The organism is Thermococcus sp. ES12, assembly GCF_012027515.1.
GTDB lineage: Archaea > Methanobacteriota_B > Thermococci > Thermococcales > Thermococcaceae > Thermococcus > Thermococcus barossii.
The window spans coordinates 159,443-177,758 of sequence record NZ_SNUP01000002.1 but is presented as its reverse complement, the minus strand read 5'-3'; the positions used below and the strand labels follow the sequence as shown (position 1 = coordinate 177,758).

18 protein-coding genes, 1 tRNA gene and 2 rRNA genes are annotated in these 18,316 nt (G+C 57.8%); 13 read left to right on the top strand and 8 right to left on the bottom strand.

The window, feature by feature from the left end:
• Positions 1–4 precede the first annotated feature (4 nt).
• A complete protein-coding gene (locus E3E37_RS05735) occupies positions 5–1,492 on the top strand; it encodes a replication factor C large subunit (protein ID WP_167716314.1) in 1,488 nt (495 codons plus the stop codon).
• Positions 1,493–1,542: 50 nt separating this feature from the next.
• Here E3E37_RS05735 and E3E37_RS05730 read toward each other — a convergent pair whose 3' ends face one another.
• The 4 genes from E3E37_RS05730 to moaA are packed head-to-tail and all read right to left on the bottom strand — an operon-like array spanning position 1,543 to position 4,114.
• A complete protein-coding gene (locus tag E3E37_RS05730) occupies positions 1,543–1,803 on the bottom strand; it encodes a DUF86 domain-containing protein (RefSeq protein ID WP_240921928.1) in 261 nt (86 codons plus the stop codon).
• Positions 1,790–2,101 (bottom strand): nucleotidyltransferase family protein, encoded by a 312-nt coding sequence (locus E3E37_RS05725; RefSeq protein ID WP_088865801.1) that lies wholly within the window; start codon positions 2,099–2,101, stop codon positions 1,790–1,792. The genes E3E37_RS05730 and E3E37_RS05725 overlap by 14 nt, the downstream gene beginning before the upstream one ends.
• 36 nt (positions 2,102–2,137) lie before the next feature.
• A complete protein-coding gene (locus tag E3E37_RS05720; RefSeq protein WP_167715688.1) occupies positions 2,138–3,148 on the bottom strand; it encodes a class I SAM-dependent methyltransferase family protein in 1,011 nt (336 codons plus the stop codon).
• Positions 3,149–3,187: 39 nt separating this feature from the next.
• Positions 3,188–4,114 (bottom strand): GTP 3',8-cyclase MoaA, encoded by a 927-nt coding sequence (gene moaA / locus E3E37_RS05715; RefSeq protein WP_167715686.1) that lies wholly within the window; start codon positions 4,112–4,114, stop codon positions 3,188–3,190.
• Positions 4,115–4,241: 127 nt separating this feature from the next.
• On the opposite strand from moaA, the gene E3E37_RS05710 reads away from it, so the two are divergent.
• Both E3E37_RS05710 and E3E37_RS05705 read left to right on the top strand, forming a co-directional pair.
• Complete coding sequence (locus tag E3E37_RS05710) at positions 4,242–4,988, top strand: hypothetical protein (protein ID WP_167715684.1); 747 nt, start codon at positions 4,242–4,244, stop codon at positions 4,986–4,988.
• Entirely contained in the window at positions 4,954–6,369 is a 1,416-nt protein-coding gene (locus E3E37_RS05705; RefSeq protein WP_088865269.1) for a ribonuclease E/G, read from the top strand. The genes E3E37_RS05710 and E3E37_RS05705 overlap by 35 nt, the downstream gene beginning before the upstream one ends.
• Before the next feature lie 14 nt (positions 6,370–6,383).
• Here the strand turns inward: E3E37_RS05705 and radB are convergent, their stop codons facing one another.
• A complete protein-coding gene (gene radB / locus E3E37_RS05700; RefSeq protein ID WP_167715683.1) occupies positions 6,384–7,067 on the bottom strand; it encodes a DNA repair and recombination protein RadB in 684 nt (227 codons plus the stop codon).
• An 11-nt stretch (positions 7,068–7,078) separates the two neighbouring features.
• The gene (locus E3E37_RS05695; protein WP_167715681.1) at positions 7,079–7,714 is read right to left on the bottom strand and encodes an MBL fold metallo-hydrolase; all 636 of its coding nucleotides are present in this window, start codon (positions 7,712–7,714) and stop codon (positions 7,079–7,081) included.
• Positions 7,715–7,848: 134 nt separating this feature from the next.
• Between E3E37_RS05695 and E3E37_RS05690 the strand changes: the two genes are divergently transcribed.
• The 10 genes from E3E37_RS05690 to E3E37_RS05645 all read left to right on the top strand — a co-directional run bounded on the left by E3E37_RS05690 (position 7,849) and on the right by E3E37_RS05645 (position 16,745).
• Complete coding sequence (locus tag E3E37_RS05690) at positions 7,849–8,226, top strand: ASCH domain-containing protein (protein WP_167715680.1); 378 nt, start codon at positions 7,849–7,851, stop codon at positions 8,224–8,226.
• Positions 8,219–8,923: a DUF1614 domain-containing protein gene (locus E3E37_RS05685; protein ID WP_167715678.1), complete on the top strand. Its 705-nt coding sequence runs from the start codon at positions 8,219–8,221 to the stop codon at positions 8,921–8,923. The genes E3E37_RS05690 and E3E37_RS05685 overlap by 8 nt, the downstream gene beginning before the upstream one ends.
• Before the next feature lie 54 nt (positions 8,924–8,977).
• Complete coding sequence (locus E3E37_RS05680) at positions 8,978–9,817, top strand: ribose-phosphate diphosphokinase (RefSeq protein ID WP_167716312.1); 840 nt, start codon at positions 8,978–8,980, stop codon at positions 9,815–9,817.
• Between the two features lie 9 nt (positions 9,818–9,826).
• Positions 9,827–10,123, top strand: a complete 297-nt coding sequence (locus tag E3E37_RS05675) for a hypothetical protein (RefSeq protein WP_167715676.1) — start codon at positions 9,827–9,829, stop codon at positions 10,121–10,123.
• Positions 10,120–10,389, top strand: a complete 270-nt coding sequence (locus tag E3E37_RS05670) for a hypothetical protein (protein WP_167715674.1) — start codon at positions 10,120–10,122, stop codon at positions 10,387–10,389. The genes E3E37_RS05675 and E3E37_RS05670 overlap by 4 nt, the downstream gene beginning before the upstream one ends.
• A 382-nt stretch (positions 10,390–10,771) precedes the next feature.
• Positions 10,772–12,257 (top strand): 16S ribosomal RNA (locus E3E37_RS05665).
• A gap of 53 nt (positions 12,258–12,310) precedes the next feature.
• A tRNA-Ala gene (locus E3E37_RS05660) sits at positions 12,311–12,387 on the top strand.
• A gap of 120 nt (positions 12,388–12,507) precedes the next feature.
• Positions 12,508–15,537 (top strand): 23S ribosomal RNA (locus E3E37_RS05655).
• Together the 16S and 23S rRNA genes with 1 tRNA gene alongside form the textbook arrangement of a ribosomal RNA operon.
• 160 nt (positions 15,538–15,697) lie before the next feature.
• The gene (locus tag E3E37_RS05650; RefSeq protein WP_167715672.1) at positions 15,698–16,177 is read left to right on the top strand and encodes a magnesium-dependent phosphatase-1; all 480 of its coding nucleotides are present in this window, start codon (positions 15,698–15,700) and stop codon (positions 16,175–16,177) included.
• A gap of 1 nt (position 16,178) precedes the next feature.
• On the top strand, positions 16,179–16,745 hold the full coding sequence (locus E3E37_RS05645; protein WP_167715670.1) for a DUF366 family protein: 567 nt from the start codon (positions 16,179–16,181) through the stop codon (positions 16,743–16,745).
• Here E3E37_RS05645 and E3E37_RS05640 read toward each other — a convergent pair.
• Both E3E37_RS05640 and E3E37_RS05635 read right to left on the bottom strand, forming a co-directional pair.
• Positions 16,739–17,350 (bottom strand): hypothetical protein, encoded by a 612-nt coding sequence (locus tag E3E37_RS05640; protein ID WP_167715668.1) that lies wholly within the window; start codon positions 17,348–17,350, stop codon positions 16,739–16,741. The genes E3E37_RS05645 and E3E37_RS05640 overlap by 7 nt on opposite strands.
• A gap of 236 nt (positions 17,351–17,586) precedes the next feature.
• Positions 17,587–18,267 carry a PhoI gene (locus tag E3E37_RS05635; RefSeq protein ID WP_371731690.1) on the bottom strand — a complete coding sequence of 227 codons (681 nt, stop codon included), beginning with the start codon at positions 18,265–18,267 and terminating at the stop codon, positions 17,587–17,589.
• Positions 18,268–18,316 lie beyond the last annotated feature (49 nt).

Below are 18,316 nucleotides of genomic sequence, written 5' to 3'. Positions count from 1 at the left end.
GGCCATGACGGAAGTGCCCTGGGTTGAAAAGTACCGGCCGAGAAGGCTCAGCGAGATGATAAACCAGACAAAGGCCCTGGGGCAGGTGAGGGCGTGGGTGGAGGCGTGGCTCCACGGAAATCCGCCGAAGAAGAAGGCCCTTATCCTGGCAGGCCCGCCGGGAACAGGCAAGACGGCCACTGTCTACGCCATCGCAAGGGAGTACGGCTTCGAGATTATCGAGCTGAACGCGAGTGACGAGAGAACCTTTGAGAAGGTGGAGCGCTACGTCCAGGCAGCTTACACGCTCGACATCCTCGGGAAGAGGAGAAAGCTGATATTCCTCGACGAGGCCGACAACATGGAGCCGAGCGGAGCGAGGGAGATAGCAAAGCTCATAGACAGGGCCAGAAATCCGATAATCATGAGCGCCAACCACTACTGGGAGGTGCCGAGGGAGGTAAGGAACAAGGCGCAGATAGTCGAGTACAAGCGCCTGACTCAGAGGGACATCATAAAGGGCCTCGTGAGGATACTCCACGCGGAGGGTCTCACGGTTCCAAAGGAGGTTCTCTACGAGATAGCCAAGCGCGCCAACGGTGATTTGAGGGCCGCGATAAACGACCTCCAGACGGTTGTGTCCGGCGGGGTAGAGGATGCTGCCGATGTTCTGGCCTACCGTGATACCGAGAAGAGTGTTTTCCAGGCCCTTGCCCAGCTCTTCGCAACTGACAACGCCAAGCGTGCCAAGATGGTGGTTCTCGGAGTTGACATGTTCCCTCACGAACTCCTCCAGTGGATAGATGAAAACCTGCCCTACGTCTACTACAAGCCCGAGGATATCGCGAGGGCCTACGAGGCACTCAGCAGGGCGGACATATACCTCGGCAGGGCCCAGAGAACCGGGAACTATGGCCTCTGGAAGTACGCTACCGATATGATGACTGCCGGGGTTGCCGTTGCCGGGGTCAAGAGGAAGGGCTTCGTGAGGATTTATCCGCCGAAGACGATAAAGCTCCTCACCGAGAGCAAAGAGGAGCGCTCTCTGAGGGACTCGGTGCTCAGGAAGATAATGAAAGAGATGCACATGGCGAAGCTCGAAGCCCTGGAGACCCTCAACGTCCTGAAGGCGATATTCGAGTACAACCCCGACATGGCGGCCCATTTCGTCGTCTACCTCGATCTTGACCTCAAGGAGGTCGAGTTCATAGTGGGAGATGGGGAGAAGGCCAGAACCATATGGGGCAAGAGCATGAACATCGAGAAGAAGCTCAAGGAGCGCGGGGAGCTTGAGGAGCACGTGAGGGTTGCCTCCGAGAGGGAGCCCGAAAAGGAAGCCGAACCTGAAGAGGGTGAGGGAGCCGAAGAGGAGACAGCGGAAGAGATAAGCGAGGAAGAGCTCCAGAAGGCCGAGGAGGAAATCGAGTCCGTCGAGGAAAGCGGTGAGAAGATAGACAAGTCCAAGAAAAAGGGCAAGCAGGCGACGCTGTTTGACTTCCTGGGGAAATCATAGTTCTTTCAGCAGTTTTTCCATCTTCCCCTTTAACTCCGGGAGCTTGTTCTTCACATGTCCACGCCAAAATACTGATGGATGAGAATGTTCCTGAGGCCGATTATCTTGCGCCATTCTACCTCTGGATGCTTCTCGCGGATTTCCTCCGGAATTGCCCTGCAGGCTTCGCCGATTATTTCAAGATTCCTTACAACTGCATCGAGAACCATTCTGTTGCCCCTGAACTCCTCTAGACTCATTCCCGAGGTGTATTCTTCAATTCGGGTTATTGCTTCGAGGATGTCTTCGATGTACAGTTTATAGTCCCTCAACGCTCACCGCCTCTCTCCAAACGTACTCCTTGACTTTAGGCTTGAGGGCCTCAACGGTTATCAGGTCAACCTCGACTCCGAGGAGCTCCTCAAGGAAAAACTTGAGCTCCATGTAGCTGTCGAAACTCTTCTTCCCCGGCTCAAACTCCACTAGGACATCTAGGTCACTGTCTTTTCTCGCATCTCCCCTCACATAGGAGCCGAAGAGCCAGAGGTGCCTAACCCCAAACTTTCGGAGTTCTTGAGCGTGGGCATGAAGAACGCTTAGTATCTGTTCCAGTTCATTGTGGCTTTCCATCAAGAATAGGATAACGCGGTTGAGGTTAATAAGGATTCACCCGATCTCAACATCGGCGCACACCTTGAAGACGTGGGGCTTGAAGTCGCTCACCTTCTTAACCCTCACCGAGCAGTCCCTTCCAAGCTTTGCGCACTCCTCGAGGATTCTTCTTCGGAAGGCGTCAAGCTCACTCTCATGCACGAAGTCGTAGTAGTGAAGCCACCTTTCAGCCTTGCCCAGCGTTAGGGCGAGGGCATCAACGCCCCTCGGCGTCGGGCTTACCACGCGGTCATACTTTGGTAACTCGGGGAGAACTTTGAAGGCATCGCCGTGGATGAACTCTATCTCGCCCCTCAGCCTCTTCCTGTTCCGCTCGATGTTCTCAAGGCCCAGCTCGTAAGCTTCCCGGTTCAGCTCCACGGCGGTGATTTTGACCCTTTTATAGTGCGCTATAACGAGCGCATAGGGCAGAACCCCCGCAAAGGGAATCAGAACCCTCTCGCCGTCGCGGACGAGCTGGGCCAGGCGATAGCGCTCGCCCTTCATTCGGGGATTGAAGAAGACCTTGGAGAGGTCAACCTTGATCTCGACGCCGTTCTCCCTGTGGACCGTTTCCAGTCTTTCCTCTCCCCAGATTATGGAGTAGTCCCTTATTCGGAAGGCCCCCTCGTGGAAGCCTTTCCTGGCTATGACCTTCAGGAAGGGGTGAACCTTTCTCAACCCCCAGACGATGTCATCAACACGGTGCTCAAGCTCCGGCGGAATCTGGATTATCGCTATGTCACCAACGACGTCGTACCTTCTGAGGTGCTTCAGCTCCTCCTCGCTCAGCCTCTCAGCTAAGACGCTCTCAAGGTTCCTGTAAATCTGCCTTTCCGGCCTGAGGGGAAGCTCCACCGAGAGAACCTCGTAGCCGAGCGAGTGAACCTTCTCATCCTCGATGACGGGTAGGAGGACAAAATCGCCCTCTCTCCTTGGTCTCCTCTTCCCGTCGTAGAGGTTGAGCCTTTTGAGCTTTCTCTTTACGGGCTCTGCCTCTTGCCTGGGAACTCTCAGAGCTGGCAATCTCTCACCGGAGAAAGTTGGGAGGGAGGCTTTTAAAGCTCACTTCCAGTAGGGCTCGCGCATGAGAACGGCTTCCCTGAATATCTCGACGAGCTCCCCATCGCTCGCTCCGTCTCTCAGCGCCGAGGCGAAGTCTATCAGGTCGTTCTTCCTCAGCAGGCAGGTCTTGAACTTACCGTCCGAGGTAACCCTTAGGCGCGTACAGTTGGCGCAGAAAACGGTGTTGTGCATCGCCCTGACCACCTCAACCTCGGCCATGCCGTAGTCCGTCGGGATGAAGTACTTCTTCCGCCTGTGCATCCGTCTCTCGCGTATCTCAACGGCTTTGCTTTCAAGCTCCCTCTCAACCGGCTTTAGAGGGTAGAAGTACTTCCTAAAGAATCTCGTCTCCGTGAATTCCCTCGGCGCTTCCAGCTCGATGAGCTGGAGTATCGCCCCGGTCTTTGCCGCGAAATTAACCATCTCCCATATTTCAGCGTCGTTGAGGCCCCTCATGACCGTCATGTTGAGCTTAACCGGGCTGAGGTACTTGACGGCCTCCTCGACTCCCTCTATGACGATGTCGAGCATGTCAACGCCGGTGATCCTCCTGTAAACCTCCGGTTTCAGGCTGTGAAGTGAGACGTTCACCCTGTCGAGGCCAGCCCTGGCGAGGGGCTTTGCCAGCTCCTTTAAGCGACTTCCGTTGGTCGTCATGCTCAAATCCTTCACGTACGGCTTGATTCGCCTGACTATCTCGATTATATCACTCCTTACAGTAGGTTCGCCGCCCGTGAGCTTGACCTTTTTTATCCCTAAGCGGGAGGCTATCCTGACGAGCCTCTCTATCTCTCCAGGCGTCAGCTCAAGGCTCGCGTTAAAGTGCTGCCCCTCGCGGTGACAGAAGAAGCACCGGAAGTTGCAGTCCCGGGTGAGCGAGATGCGGAGGTTCGTGACTGGCCTTCCAAAGCGGTCGTAGAGGGTCATTCAACCACCGGGGTGATTAGTTTTTTGGCTTAAAAAAAGGTTTTGGGTAAGTGTTTCTGTTTAACTCCCCTCCATCGAAAACTACAAGTAGGGGGAGGGGCAAGATTAAGCCCAGGGGGTTTTCCGCATGAACGTTGAGGAGGTTAAGGACCGACTTTCACACCTTGAGTCCCTTCACTCCACTTTTGAGCGGCAGTTCCCGGCCATCTATGAGGAACGGGACGGCGAGGCCCTTCTGGAGAAGATGAAGGCTCTTTACAACATATCCAGGGAAAAGCTCGATATAGCGTCGTCCCTGTACCGTGAGATGGGGAGCTTCGGCGGCCACATGGAGGAGCAGGCGAAGGAGCTGTACCGCAACGAGTATCAGATGAAGTTCCGCCTTGAGGAGATACTCTCGCTCCTCGCCAAAGAACACGACTACGACACGAGGATAAAGCTGTCAACGGCCCTGGACAGGCTCATCCAGTTCCACAGGGTCTACGACTACGCCGTCAGGAAGGCGCTCGGCGAGATGCTCCGGGAGGTCGAGGGCCTGAGCCTCCTGGCAGGGGGCGAAAATGAGAAAAAGGTACCCGTTGGTATAATGGAGGAGCTCAGAAAAGTTAAGAAACTTGAGGCGGAGCTTGAAACCCTGAAGGTTTTCCTGCTCAGGCTTTACACTCATCCAGGTGATGTGCACAAGGTTGAGGATGCGTTAAGAGACTGGCACTCCAGGGGACTGCTCTGGGTCGAGGCGAGAAACGTTGAGAAGCTCAGCGGCGTCGATGACGCCGAGGGCATACTCGAGGGGCTCACGCTCATCGGAGTGGTGGAAAAGAAGATGAGGGGTGGTGAAGGTGTCTACAGACACAGGAGTTTCAGTTCGGGTTAGGGGCATTTACTCAACGGCCCTTACAAAGCTGTTCCTCGACAGGGGCTTCGGTATTGCACAGCCCAGCAACAGAATCGTCGAGCGCTTCAACCTCGAAAAGACCTACGATGAGTTTGACGTCGATGTTTACGACAAGAAAGACCACCACGGGGTAATCCTCGTTGGGACGAAGGTTGAGGAGGTTAAGGCGGTCCTTGAGGACGAGCTCATTGACGTTTTCTTTAGGAAGCTCCCCTACCAACTCTACGGGATTTACAAGGGGATGGTAGTCAAGAGGGACGAGCGCTACGTTTACATAGACATCGGGAGCGCCATAGGAACCGTGGTCGCCAGCGAACTGCCGCGCGCCATGGAGGGTGATGAGGTTCTGGTTCAGGTCAAGAAGCACAACCTCCTTCCCCAGCTGAGCGTCACGCTTACGATTCCGGGAGACTACGCGGTGCTCATTCCCAAGCCGATAGGTGCGCAGAGGCACGTCAAGATATCGAGGAAGATACGGGAGCAGAGCGAGCGCGAAAGGCTCCGCATCCTGGGCCTGAGCATAGACCTCGGCGAGTGGGGAATCCTCTGGAGGACGGCGGCTGCTTATAAAGACTGGAACACCCTCCGGGACGAGATAATAAAGCTCTCAAAGCTGGCCGACAGGCTGAAGAAGGCCGACTCCTACACGGCCCCATCCCTCATAATCGAGGGAAGGAACATCTACGAGGTTGAGTTTGGAGGGGGCGCAAAGAGAAAGCTCGACGAGATACGGAACAGAGTAATCCCGACCGTTGAGGGACACCACCAGCTCAAGGCCTACGACCCCGAGCTGAGCTTCGCGGTGGAGATAGCGGAGGGAATACTCTCGAAGGTTCCGGGCCAGAGGGAGAAGGTAAAGAGTGGCTTCTGGGAGGCATTGATAGCCAACAAGGGGCCCAAGAAGGGGTGGCTCTTCAGCCTTGAGCACTACAAGCCCGACGGGCAGAGGATAAAGATAGGGCCCGGTGAGATAACCGAGGTCTCCATGAATCCGCTAAGGATAACCTTCAAGCGCCACTTAAAGCCAGGAAAGTTCTATGACGGCCTGGACATTCCCATAGAGTTCGGCGACTACGTCATAACGGAGATAGAGGCCGGCAAGTGGTGGTTTGTGCACCGCTACTACGACAGAAACGGCAACCTCAAGGGCGAGTACTACAACATCAACACGCCGGTGGAGATTTATCCGGACAGGGCGCGCTACATAGACCTTGAGGTGGACATCGTTAAGTGGCCGGACGGGAAGAAGGAGATAATAGACAAGGACAAGCTGACTGAGCATTACGAGGAAGGCATCATTACCGAGAAGCTCTACAGGGCGGTTCTTAGAATAGTTCAGGAAGTTTATGAGAGGGTTTGAGGCCCTTTCCCTCTTTACTCGCTTTTCTCTCCGTCGCCCAGCACCTCTTCAATCCCCTTCTCGGTTATCCTGAAGTAGACCATTCCGCCCTCCGGTCTGAACCTGTGCCTTTCCAGGATTGCCACTCTCAGTCCGGGCGTGTTGAGCTTGTCGAGGCGCAGGATATCCTTCGTCCTGTAGTTGAGGGTGTGCTCGGCGACGGGTTTCATCCTCTCGGCCCTGCTGTCGAAGTGAACCTGGTTGATGACTATCACGGGAATGCGCTTTTTTCGTGCTATCCACAGGAGAACCTGGAGTTGCTTCGCGAGCTCGCCCGTGAGATTTCTCCTCTGCTCCTCTGCCCTGTAATGCGCGGTTATAGAGTCCACCACCACAAGGGAAAAAGAGTCATCAACTACCTTCTTCAGGCCCCCAATGGTGCGCCTCTGCTCCTTGAAGTCGGAGGGGGTGAAAAGGATGAACCTCTGGAGTGCCTCCCCGGCATCCAGACCCCTCGCATCGGCCATTTGACTCAGCCTCTCGGGAGAAAAGCCCCCCTCGGTATCAACGTATGCCACCTTTCCCCGGCTGAGAAGGCCCACCTGGATCGCGAGCGTTGTCTTCCCCGTGGCGAAGCTTCCGTAAATCTGAGTCAGAACCCCCTCCGCAACTCCCCCTCCGAGAAGCTCGTCGAGTGATTTTACCCCAGTGGTGAGCATCGACCCCACCGCTAGATGGTGAGCTCCTCGTAGAGTTCCATGGGCTTAACCATCACCCATATGCGCTTCCTCTTCAGCTCGTCCTGGAGCTTTTCAACGCTTCCCGTGCCGTAGATACCGTAGTGCATGGGGATGACTATCCGGGGCCTTATGTCCTCGATTATCTGTGCCGCCTCCCGCTCGTTTGCCGTCGAACGGCCGCTGATGGGCACCAGGAGCACGTCTATCTTGCCCCTGAGTTTCTGGAGGGTTGGCGTTGAATAGGTATCGCCGGTGTGGAAGAGGGTCTTGTCTCCCTTTACGATGTAGCCTACGGGATACTGGCTCGATGGATGCTCCATGTAGACGGCCGTGACCTTGACGCCGTTTTCGAGTTCTATCGTCTGGCCCTCCTCAATCTCCCTTACCTTCGTTATTCCGTCGCTGATGGCCATCATGTAGACCGGCTTCGGTCCTATGACGGTGGCATCGCGGAGCCTTGAGAGCAGTTCAACCTTGCCGTAGTGGTCAACGTGCTCGTGGGTTATCAGTATGTAGTCCACTTCCCCGATTTTGTCGTCGTCAACATCGGGATACGGGTCGATGAGCAGTCTCACACCCTTCGTCTCGACCCAAAAGCACGCGTGTCCGTACCAGATAATCTTCATCGGTGATACCTCCTCTCGTGGGTTCGGTGAGGTGGACTTAAAGTTTTTCATTGACGGTTCTCTTTGGAAACCGGCCCGGTAGCTTCCGAAAGCCCGGCGTAGATTTTATATACTTCGCTTTCGTCACCATACTGATGTGTGCCGGGAATTCAAACTCCAAGAAGGGTCTGATAGTTCGCGAACCGTTCGCGACCCTCATCGTGGAGGGGAAAAAGACCTGGGAGATTCGGAAATCTCGAACTAAGGTTAGGGGTGAGGTTCTCATTCTCAGCGGGGGCAAGGCCGTTGGCAGCGCCGAACTCGTTGACGTCCTCGGTCCGTTCACCCCAGAGGAACTGGCCCGGCATGGAGACAAGCACCTCGTTGACGCTGATTTCCTGAGGGAGTACTCGGGGGGAAAACCCCTCTACGCCTGGGTCTTCCGCAACGCGAAGAAGTTCGAGGGACCGAGGAAGGTTCGCGTTGCAAGGGGCGCCCAGGTCTGGGCCAACGTGGTGGTGGGGGATGAATAAGAGACGCTTCATAATCCCGCCAGTTTCGCTCCCCGTGCTGCTTCTTATATTCTTCATCTTCCTGGCAGTTTTCATAGTCTTTTCGAGCGTGGTCATGGCCGCCTTTGAGAAGCTCGGAATGCCGCCGGAGGTCGCTTACGCTCTCTTTCTCTTCGCCCTCCTTGGAAGCTTCATCAACATTCCCATAGCCGAGGAGGTCTCCTACGAGCCAGTCCTCGCCCTGGGTGAGGTCCGCTTCTTCGGAATCTCCTACCCTGTCCCCTACTTCGACTGGGCGGAGAGGAGGGTGATAATAGCGATAAACGTCGGCGGGGCGCTGGTTCCCCTGAGCATCGTCCTGTACGAGGTCTTCAGGCTCATCTACTTCGGACAGTTCGGGCTGCTCTTCAATACCCTGCTTGCGACCCTTGTAGCGGCCCTCTTTAGCCACGCCTTTGCCCGACCAGTAAGGGGCCTTGGCATAGCGATGCCAGTATTCCTCCCCCCGCTGATAGCCATAATCCTTGGCTGGCTCCTCGGCGACGGGAATCCTAACCTCGTGGCCTATGTCAGCGGAACGATGGGGGTCCTCATAGGGGCCGACCTGATGAACTGGAATAAGATTAAGAACCTGGGTGCGCCGATGGTGAGCATCGGCGGCGCGGGAACCTTCGACGGCATATTCCTCGCCGGCATAATTGCCGTCCTTCTGGTATGACGGTGGGTTTATAAGCCGTGACTTGAACATTTCAACGGCAAAGGGGTGATGCTCATGTTCGTGATTGGAAGCGGTGGCAGGCATCTTGAGGACGAGATAAAGGCCCTCGGCGGTGAGGTCCTCGACGTTGAGATCAAGAGATTCCCCGACGGGGAGAAGTACGTCCGTGTCCTCGGCTCCTCGCGGGACGTCACCGTCGTGAGCTCAACCTTCGCACCCCAGGATGAACACATAGTTGAGCTCATTCTCCTCGCCGATGCTCTGCGTGAGAGCGGGGTTCAGAGGCTCAGGGCGGTCGTTCCGTACTTTGCCTACAGCAGGCAGGACAGGGTCACGAAGGACGGCGAGCCCGTGAGTGTGAGGGCGGTGATGAGAACCCTCGCCGTTTACTACGACGAACTCTACGTCTTTGACCTCCACAACCCCGAGACACTGAGGTTCTTCCCGGGAAAGGCGGTCAACCTCTCCCCGGCAAGGGCAATTGCCGATTACTTCAGAGAAAAGCTGGGGGATGGCCTCGTTCTGGCTCCTGACAAGGGAGCGCTGATGAGGGCCAGGGCCGTTGCTGAAAAACTTGGCCTTGAGTACAGCCACTTCCAGAAGACGAGAATCTCTCCAACCGAGGTTCAGATGAAGCCGGTGGACGTTGATGTCAGTGGCAAGAACGTGCTCATCGTGGACGACATCATAAGCACCGGCGGGACAATGATAAAGGCCGCGAACCTGCTCAGGGAGATGGGCGCGGAGAAGGTCTTCGTCGCGGCCACTCACGGGGTTTTCGCGGAAGGGGCGATAGAGAGGGTGACCAAAGCCGTGGATGAGCTGGCCGTGACGAACACCATTCCCACTCCGGTGTCAAAGATCAGCATAGTGCCCGATATACTGAAGCTGTGAGGAGGTACTATGGTTCAGGTGTCTTCCCTCGCCGCTCTCTTGACCTTTCTGACGTTTTTTGGGGCTGGATTTATCCTGCTGGCCTATTTTCTGGTGCTTGGACTCGCCGGCACGAACCCTTCTTTCGGTTCCGGAATTTCAATCGTCTTTTCGCTCCTGATTCTCCTTCCGCTAACGAAACGTCTCCTCATCGCCAGCGGACTGGATGAAGGCGCCTCCAGAAAGCTGGCCCTCTTGGTTGGCCTTTTCTCCGTTCTTGTTTTCTGCATGACCATGCCCGGGGTTCGTGGGTGGTGTGGAGGATGAAAGGGAGGGTTGTGCTGTACACCTGGGGATTCATCCTCATGACGCTCATTGCCGCGCTGGATTTTGTTCTCCTGGTGGGTAGGTTGATACCGGTGAGGGGACGTTGGCTGCCCTTCATACTCTCCCTCCCCATTGTGGGTCTTGGCGGTTACGTTGGGTGGGTCGTTGGTGGAGGCCTTGGCCTGAGTCACGATGATGCACTCGCCATGGGGACCGCGGTTTCGGTGATCTCGGGGTTTCTGCTTCTCATGTTTTTCCTCCTCTGATCGTGCAAAAATCTTTTGCCGTTTTTATGTCTAAAATTGTGCATTTTATCGGAGCTTTTTGACAGTTTCTTTTTCAAAAATATTGCCGGAGAGAGGTTTTGCAAAAATTTTTCACTGTGGGGGTTCACCCCTATTGGGTGGAGCGCCCGAACAGGGCGCGACAAACCCGGGCGCCAAGACGGCGGCGTCGGGGGGACAGGGTGCAAAGCACCCACTCATGAACCCCGCCCTCCAGCCCGGGTCACAAAAAGGTGCGCTCCCGAGGAAACGCCGAAAGGCGGACCCCTCGGGGGTAAGGCAGGCCCGACATCCCGACTAAACCCCGGACGGATATTTGGTACTTCCCCTTGAGGGAAGTCCCACCGGCCGTACTCCTTGCTCAATTCCGGTTGATCCTGCCGGAGGCCACTGCTATGGGGGTCCGACTAAGCCATGCGAGTCATGGGGCGCCTTGCGCGCACCGGCGGACGGCTCAGTAACACGTCGGTAACCTACCCTCGGGAGGGGGATAACCCCGGGAAACTGGGGCTAATCCCCCATAGGCCTGAGGTACTGGAAGGTCCTCAGGCCGAAAGGGGCTCTGCCCGCCCGAGGATGGGCCGGCGGCCGATTAGGTAGTTGGTGGGGTAACGGCCCACCAAGCCGAAGATCGGTACGGGCCATGAGAGTGGGAGCCCGGAGATGGACACTGAGACACGGGTCCAGGCCCTACGGGGCGCAGCAGGCGCGAAACCTCCGCAATGCGGGCAACCGCGACGGGGGGACCCCCAGTGCCGTGGCATCGCCACGGCTTTTCCGGAGTGTAAAAAGCTCCGGGAATAAGGGCTGGGCAAGGCCGGTGGCAGCCGCCGCGGTAATACCGGCGGCCCGAGTGGTGGCCGCTATTATTGGGCCTAAAGCGTCCGTAGCCGGGCCCGTAAGTCCCTGGCGAAATCCCACGGCTCAACCGTGGGGCTTGCTGGGGATACTGCGGGCCTTGGGACCGGGAGAGGCCGGGGGTACCCCTGGGGTAGGGGTGAAATCCTATAATCCCAGGGGGACCGCCAGTGGCGAAGGCGCCCGGCTGGAACGGGTCCGACGGTGAGGGACGAAGGCCAGGGGAGCGAACCGGATTAGATACCCGGGTAGTCCTGGCTGTAAAGGATGCGGGCTAGGTGTCGGGCGAGCTTCGAGCTCGCCCGGTGCCGAAGGGAAGCCGTTAAGCCCGCCGCCTGGGGAGTACGGCCGCAAGGCTGAAACTTAAAGGAATTGGCGGGGGAGCACTACAAGGGGTGGAGCGTGCGGTTTAATTGGATTCAACGCCGGGAACCTCACCGGGGGCGACGGCAGGATGAAGGCCAGGCTGAAGGTCTTGCCGGACACGCCGAGAGGAGGTGCATGGCCGCCGTCAGCTCGTACCGTGAGGCGTCCACTTAAGTGTGGTAACGAGCGAGACCCGCGCCCCCAGTTGCCAGTCCTCCCCGCTGGGGAGGAGGCACTCTGGGGGGACCGCCGGCGATAAGCCGGAGGAAGGAGCGGGCGACGGTAGGTCAGTATGCCCCGAAACCCCCGGGCTACACGCGCGCTACAATGGGCGGGACAATGGGATCCGACCCCGAAAGGGGAAGGGAATCCCCTAAACCCGCCCCCAGTTCGGATCGCGGGCTGCAACTCGCCCGCGTGAAGCTGGAATCCCTAGTACCCGCGTGTCATCATCGCGCGGCGAATACGTCCCTGCTCCTTGCACACACCGCCCGTCACTCCACCCGAGCGGGGTCTGGATGAGGCCTGATCTCCCTTCGGGGAGGTCGGGTCGAGTCTGGGCTCCGTGAGGGGGGAGAAGTCGTAACAAGGTAGCCGTAGGGGAACCTACGGCTCGATCACCTCCTATCGCCGGAAAATCCGTCCGGGGGGTCTAAGGGATGTCGGGCCTGCCATCCGTGGGCCGGTAGCTCAGCCTGGGAGAGCGTCGGCTTTGCAAGCCGAAGGCCCCGGGTTCGAATCCCGGCCGGTCCACCACGAAGAGGTGCACATCCCGAGCACGGCTCGGGGTGGAAGGGTCCTAGGCCCCGAACAGGGGTCACGATGAGGACCGTGCACAGGCCGATTGACCCAAAAAATGCCCAGCCCCCTGAGTAGGGGGCAGAAAACCTAAGCCGCCTGGTGGATGGCTCGGCTCGGGGCGCCGACGAAGGGCGTGGCAAGCTGCGATAAGCCCCGGCGAGGCGCAGGCAGCCGTCGAACCGGGGATTCCCGAATGGGACCTCCTGCGGCTCTTGCCGCACTCCCAGTCGGGAGGGGGAACGCGGGGAATTGAAACATCTTAGTACCCGCAGGAAAAGAAAGCAAAAGCGATGCCGTTAGTAGGGGCGACCGAAAGCGGCACAGGGCAAACTGAACCCTTCGGGGAAACCCGGAGGGGATGTGGTGTAGTAGGGCCCTGCATCGGAGCCTCGAGGGTGAAGCCGAAGTCCGCTGGAACGCGGCGCCGTAGAGGGTGAAAGCCCCGTAGGCGTAAGCCCTCAGGCTCCTGCAGGGTTCCTGAGTACCGTCGGTCGGATATCCGGCGGGAAGCTGGGAGGCATCGGCTCCCAACCCTAAATACGTCCCGAGACCGATAGCGAACTAGTACCGTGAGGGAAAGCTGAAAAGCACCCCTGGCAGGGGGTGAAAAGAGCCTGAAACCAGGCGGCGATAGGTGGGTGCGGCCCGAAAGGGTTGACCCTCCCCGAAGGAAACACGGGCGACCGTGGAGTACGAGGGGAGGCGACCGGGGTTGCACCGTCCGTCTTGGATCACGGGGCAGGGAGTTCACCCGAGCGGCGAGGTTAAGGGGTTCAACCCCGAAGCCACAGGGAAACCGACAGGTCCGCAGCCCGTAAGGGCGAGGGACGGGGTGTGAAAGCGCCCGGAGTCGCTCGGGTGAGACCCGAAGCCGGTCGATCTAGCCCGGGGCAGGGTGAAGTCCCTCAACAGAGGGATGGAGGCCCGCTAGGGATGCTGACGTGCAATTCGCTCCCGTGACCTCGGGCTAGGGGTGAAAGGCCAATCGAGGCCGGCGATAGCTGGTTCCCGCCGAATTATCCCTCAGGATAGCCCGGCCGGAGGTAGGTGGTGGGGTAGAGCACTGATTGGGGGTTTAGGGGGAGAAATCCCCCGGCTCCCTGTCAAACTCCGAACCCACTGCCGCCGTAGATGGCCGGAGTAGGGTGACGGTGTAAGCCGTCAACCGAGAGGGGAACAACCCAGACCGGGGTTAAGGCCCCTAAATGCCGGCTAAGTGTTACTCCAAAGGGTGTCCCTGGCCTTAGACAGCGGGGAGGTAGGCTTAGAAGCAGCCATCCTTTAAAGAGTGCGTAACAGCTCACCCGTCGAGGTCAGGGGCCCCGAAAATGGACGGGGCTTAAGCCGGCTGCCGAGACCCCGGCGCACGGACCGATTGGTCCGTGATCGGGTAGGCGGGCGTGCCGGTGGGGTGGAAGCCGGGCCGTAAGGTCCGGTGGACCCGTCGGTATTGTGGATCCTGCCGGGAGTAGCAGCATAGCCGGGTGAGAATCCCGGCCGCCGTAGGGGCCAGGGTTCCACGGCAATGTTCGTCAGCCGTGGGTTAGTCGGTCCTAAGCGGGTCCGTAACTCGGCGCCCGCGAAAGGGAAACGGGTTTATATTCCCGTACCGCGGTGGTAGGTGCGGCAACGCAAGCCCAGAGGGTGACGCCTCGGGGTAGGCGGACCGGTCCACAAGGCCGGCTAAGCGTATAAGTCCGGGGAGTGCCGTAATGGCGAGAACCGGATGAAAGCGCGAATGGCCTCCCGTAAGGGGGGTTCCGCCGATCCCTGGGGCCCGTGAAAAGCCCTCTGGGAACGATCCACCGCGACCGTACCGAGAACCGACACCGGTGCCCCTGGGTGAGAAGCCTAAGGCGTGTCGGGGGAAACCCAGCCGAGGGAACTCGGCAAATTGGCCCCGTAACTTCGGGAGAAGGGGTGCCTGCGGGTGCGTAACCCGCAGGTCGCAGTGACTAGGGGGGCCCGACTGTTTAGTAAAAACACAGGTCCCAGCTAGCCCGAAAGGGTTTGTACTGGGGCCGACGCCTGCCCAGTGCCGGTATGTGAAGCCCGGGTCCAACCGGGTGAAGCACCGGTAAACGGCGGGGGTAACTATAACCCTCTTAAGGTAGCGAAATTCCTTGTCGGTTAAATGCCGACCTGCATGAATGGCGTAACGAGGTCCCCACTGTCCCCGGCTGGGGCCCGGCGAAACCACTGCCAGGCGCATATGCCTGGGACCTCCGGTGGGAAGCGAAGACCCCATGGAGCTTTACTGCAGCCTGCCGTTGCCGTACGGCGGGGGGTGCGCAGCGTAGGCGGGAGGCGTCGAAGCCCGCCCTCCGGGGCGGGTGGAGCCGTCCATGAGACACCGCCCACCCTCTGCCGTACGGCTAACCCCCGATGGGGGGACAGCGGTAGGTGGGCAGTTTGGCTGGGGCGGCACACCCTCGAAAAGGTATCGAGGGTGCCCTAAGGTCGGCTCAGGCGGGTCAGGAATCCGCCGTAGAGTGCAAGGGCAAAAGCCGGCCTGACTGGACCCGTAACAGAGGCGGGTCCAGCCGCGAAAGCGTGGCCTAGCGAACCCCTGTGCCTCCCCGGTGGGGGCCAGGGATGACAGAAAAGCTACCCTGGGGATAACAGAGTCGTCTCGGGCGAGAGCCCATATCGACCCCGAGGCTTGCTACCTCGCTGTCGGCTCTTCCCATCCTGGCCCTGCAGCAGGGGCCAAGGGTGGGGGTGTTCACCCATTAAAGGGGAACGTGAGCTGGGTTTAGACCGTCGTGAGACAGGTCGGATGCTATCTACCGGAGGTGTTGGCCGCCTGAGGGGAAGGCTCCCCCAGTACGAGAGGAACAGGGAGCCGCGGCCTCTGGTCTACCGGTTGTCCTACAGGGCACAGCCGGGCAGCTACGCCGCGTCCGATAAGGCCTGAAAGCATCTAAGGCCGAAGCGGTCCCCGAAAATAGGCGGCCACTCCCAGGCGCAGGGGGTCGGGCGACCGGTCCTTTGCCTGGGACGAGGGCTCGGGAAGAAGACCCGTTTGATGGGGCGGGGATGTAAGCGGGAAGGGAAACCGACCCGTTCAGTCTGCCGCTCCCAACAGCCCGAGGTTTCTGCCTCTGAAAGGGGGGCTGGGCATTTGATAGGTCAATCGGCCTGTGCACGGTCCTGGCCCTAAATCTCGTTTCTGCTGGTTTGTTTTATCGCAATGTTAAACCTCGGTAAAGATGCTTTTCCACAACCGTTAAAACTCCGTCAGCGGAGCTTTTTTGGTGGTTTGATGAAGCTTTTGGTTCTCGACCTGGACGGCACACTCTGGGATCACCCCGACGCCTCCCGACTCAGCCCACTCTACGAGTTCCACGGCGATTATCTGGTTGATTCCAACGGGCAAAAACTCCGTCTCTTTCCCGGCGTGAGAGAGTTCCTCGAGTGGGCGAGTGGCAGGTTCATTCTGAGCATAGCGAGCTGGAACATTGAAGAGCGTGTCAGACCAATCCTTGAAGGCTTTAGTCTCTGGGACTACTTCCTGTTCCCGAAGATAGAGAACCACCCGAACAAGGCTGACATGATTAGGACGACAATAGGGGAACTCCAATCAACCGGCTATGACGTGGATGGGGTTATCTATGTGGATGACAGAACCCTTCACGTCGAAGACGTGCGAAAGGCCCTCCCGAATCTCAAGTTCATCCACATGTGGGTCGATGCAAAAAGCTTTGAGGAGCTGAGGGAACTCCTTGAAAGGATGGGGTGGTAACATGGAGCTGATGATCGTTAAAGAGAAACGCATCGACTATGACGGTTCTGCTATAGGAAGCCACTGGGCTTACAGGAACTTTGGAATACTTGGCAACTCACTCGTCGTCTTCCGGGGGAAGTGCAATGTCAAGGTCGAGGAAATGATTGACATCGAGGATCTCCGCCAGAGCAAGGAAATCAGGAGCGACGACATGGTGCACTACATAATCGAGGTCTTCGATTTGGTGAACACTCTCTTCGCCTCAACCCTTCAGAAGCTCTTCATAGCAAGGCTCTGCGAGGTTCTGGCTGAATACGGCGTGAAAACCACCAGAAAGGGCGACGACATCTACGTCAACGGAAAAAAGCTCAGCATTTCGATAGCCACTGTTTCCCCGGTCAGCGTAAAAATCCACATCGGGATAAACGTTGAAGCTAGGGGAATTCCTAAGGGTGTAGATGCCATCGGCCTGAAGGAGCTCGGTATAATGGACGTTGAGGGGTTCATGGAGAGGACCGGAAAGGCCCTCGTGGAGGAGTTCAAGAAGGTGAAGAAGGACAGCCTCAAGGTAAGATGGGCTCAGTAGAGGAGGAACAGAACGCTCCCGACCAGCGGAACGGCCAGGTTATCATCGAGCCAGGGCTGGTATTCCGCGAGCATCAGAAGGGCAGCCCAGCCTATTTTTCCCATTGCACTCGCGTCGAGGAAGATGAACGCTATAATGACCGCCGTTACGAGATAGCCGAGACTTCCCGTCCAGTGCTTCCTCAGTTTCACGTTGAAGCCGTGACGTTTGAAGTAGAAGTGCCTGATTATCCCGGTGACGCCGTCGCTTATTGCCATGGCAAGCAAAAGGGCCGTCGCATAGCTTCTCGGCAGGATCAGGGGTATAGCCGAGGCCGAAAACGCGAAGAACACCTCGCCGTAGTTGTGCTCTATCTGGTACCACGAGAACTCCCTTCTCTTCAGATGTGGCCAGAGCTGAAAGACTCCGAAGATGAACGCCGCCGCACTGAAGACTTCCTCTGGAATCAGGCCGTAGTAGAACATCAGAACAGCAGGAACGATGCTGAAGTGGATTATCTTCCTGTTCACCCACGCCCATTCCGGCCCGAGCTTTTTTGTAAGACCTATCGCGAGCAGTATGAACGCCGCTGCGATGGCCGCATAGATGACCCAGCCAGGGAGCATGCTTTCCACCAAAAAATGAGAGGGGGTTGGGGTTAATATGAGTTGCCCCCGAAAGCCCCTCCAGCGGTCTCCAGCACCGTGATGAAATCACTCGCATGGACTACAATGTACCAGTCATCCGTTCTTGTCAGCTCTCCCCTGGATTTTCCAACAAGCTCGCCATAAAGTCCCTGAATTTTGACCCTTGGCTCCGTTGTCGAGAGCTTGAGAGTTATCTCGACCGGCCTTCCGTTCTCTCAAACGATACCGACTTTCAGTCCCGCCCTTGTCTCCCTCCTCTTCTTCAGGCCGAGCTTCAGGTAGCCGAGCCGTTCCTCAGGGACGCCGTTTTCCTCCGCTTTCTCCATGAAATACTCCTCCGCAAGCGTCAGCCCGTGAAGCCCAAGGGAGTATCCGAAAACCGGGATTCCGAGGTCTTTTCCCCTCCTCCCCTTGTAGGCGTAGACCTCTATCCTTCCTCCCGAGCCTCGGGAGGCAGTGTAAAATCCGTTTCCTTCGCCGTTCCGGAATTCAGTGAGGAAGTCCAAGAGCCGTTCGTATGCAGAGAACGGCAGCGAAAAGCTCGCCCATGTCCCCCAAACACGGGGAGGAACCGAGACGAAGCCGAGCTCCTCAAGGTGATATTCCTTGGGCCTGGGCCTGAGCACCAGAAAACCCCTTTCCGTGAGCTCAAGCTCCAGGGAAGACCTCTCGCCCGGAACCACGCTAAACTTGCCATCGTCTTCAAAGTCCCTCGCCTTTAGAAGGCGGCCCCTGCGAACCCGCCGTTCCCCCCGCGAGCTGACGACCACTGGGATGGGTGTTTTCTTCCCGCTCTCCCTGTCGTATGGTACCTTAAAGCCGGCCTTGAGCAGTTCCTCCTGGATCTCCAGTGAGGCCGGGAAGAAGACCTGAATCCTCAACGGTTCCAGTTCCATGGGAATACCTCTTGTTACTTCGGGAAGTAGTTTTACTATCGTAACTTAT

Bases quoted from the DNA above. Each gene is read 5' to 3' on its own strand.
- E3E37_RS05735 (WP_167716314.1), top strand. From the start codon at position 5: ATGACGGAAGTGCCCTGGGTTGAAAAGTACCGGCCGAGAAGGCTCAGC.
- E3E37_RS05725 (WP_088865801.1), bottom strand. From the start codon at position 2,101: ATGGAAAGCCACAATGAACTGGAACAGATACTAAGCGTTCTTCATGCC.
- moaA (WP_167715686.1), bottom strand. From the start codon at position 4,114: ATGACCCTCTACGACCGCTTTGGAAGGCCAGTCACGAACCTCCGCATC.
- E3E37_RS05710 (WP_167715684.1), top strand. From the start codon at position 4,242: ATGAACGTTGAGGAGGTTAAGGACCGACTTTCACACCTTGAGTCCCTT.
- radB (WP_167715683.1), bottom strand. From the start codon at position 7,067: ATGCTCACCACTGGGGTAAAATCACTCGACGAGCTTCTCGGAGGGGGA.
- E3E37_RS05695 (WP_167715681.1), bottom strand. From the start codon at position 7,714: ATGAAGATTATCTGGTACGGACACGCGTGCTTTTGGGTCGAGACGAAG.
- E3E37_RS05690 (WP_167715680.1), top strand. From the start codon at position 7,849: ATGTGTGCCGGGAATTCAAACTCCAAGAAGGGTCTGATAGTTCGCGAA.
- E3E37_RS05685 (WP_167715678.1), top strand. From the start codon at position 8,219: ATGAATAAGAGACGCTTCATAATCCCGCCAGTTTCGCTCCCCGTGCTG.
- E3E37_RS05680 (WP_167716312.1), top strand. From the start codon at position 8,978: ATGTTCGTGATTGGAAGCGGTGGCAGGCATCTTGAGGACGAGATAAAG.
- E3E37_RS05675 (WP_167715676.1), top strand. From the start codon at position 9,827: ATGGTTCAGGTGTCTTCCCTCGCCGCTCTCTTGACCTTTCTGACGTTT.
- E3E37_RS05670 (WP_167715674.1), top strand. From the start codon at position 10,120: ATGAAAGGGAGGGTTGTGCTGTACACCTGGGGATTCATCCTCATGACG.
- E3E37_RS05650 (WP_167715672.1), top strand. From the start codon at position 15,698: ATGAAGCTTTTGGTTCTCGACCTGGACGGCACACTCTGGGATCACCCC.
- E3E37_RS05645 (WP_167715670.1), top strand. From the start codon at position 16,179: ATGGAGCTGATGATCGTTAAAGAGAAACGCATCGACTATGACGGTTCT.
- E3E37_RS05640 (WP_167715668.1), bottom strand. From the start codon at position 17,350: ATGCTCCCTGGCTGGGTCATCTATGCGGCCATCGCAGCGGCGTTCATA.
- E3E37_RS05635 (WP_371731690.1), bottom strand. From the start codon at position 18,267: ATGGAACTGGAACCGTTGAGGATTCAGGTCTTCTTCCCGGCCTCACTG.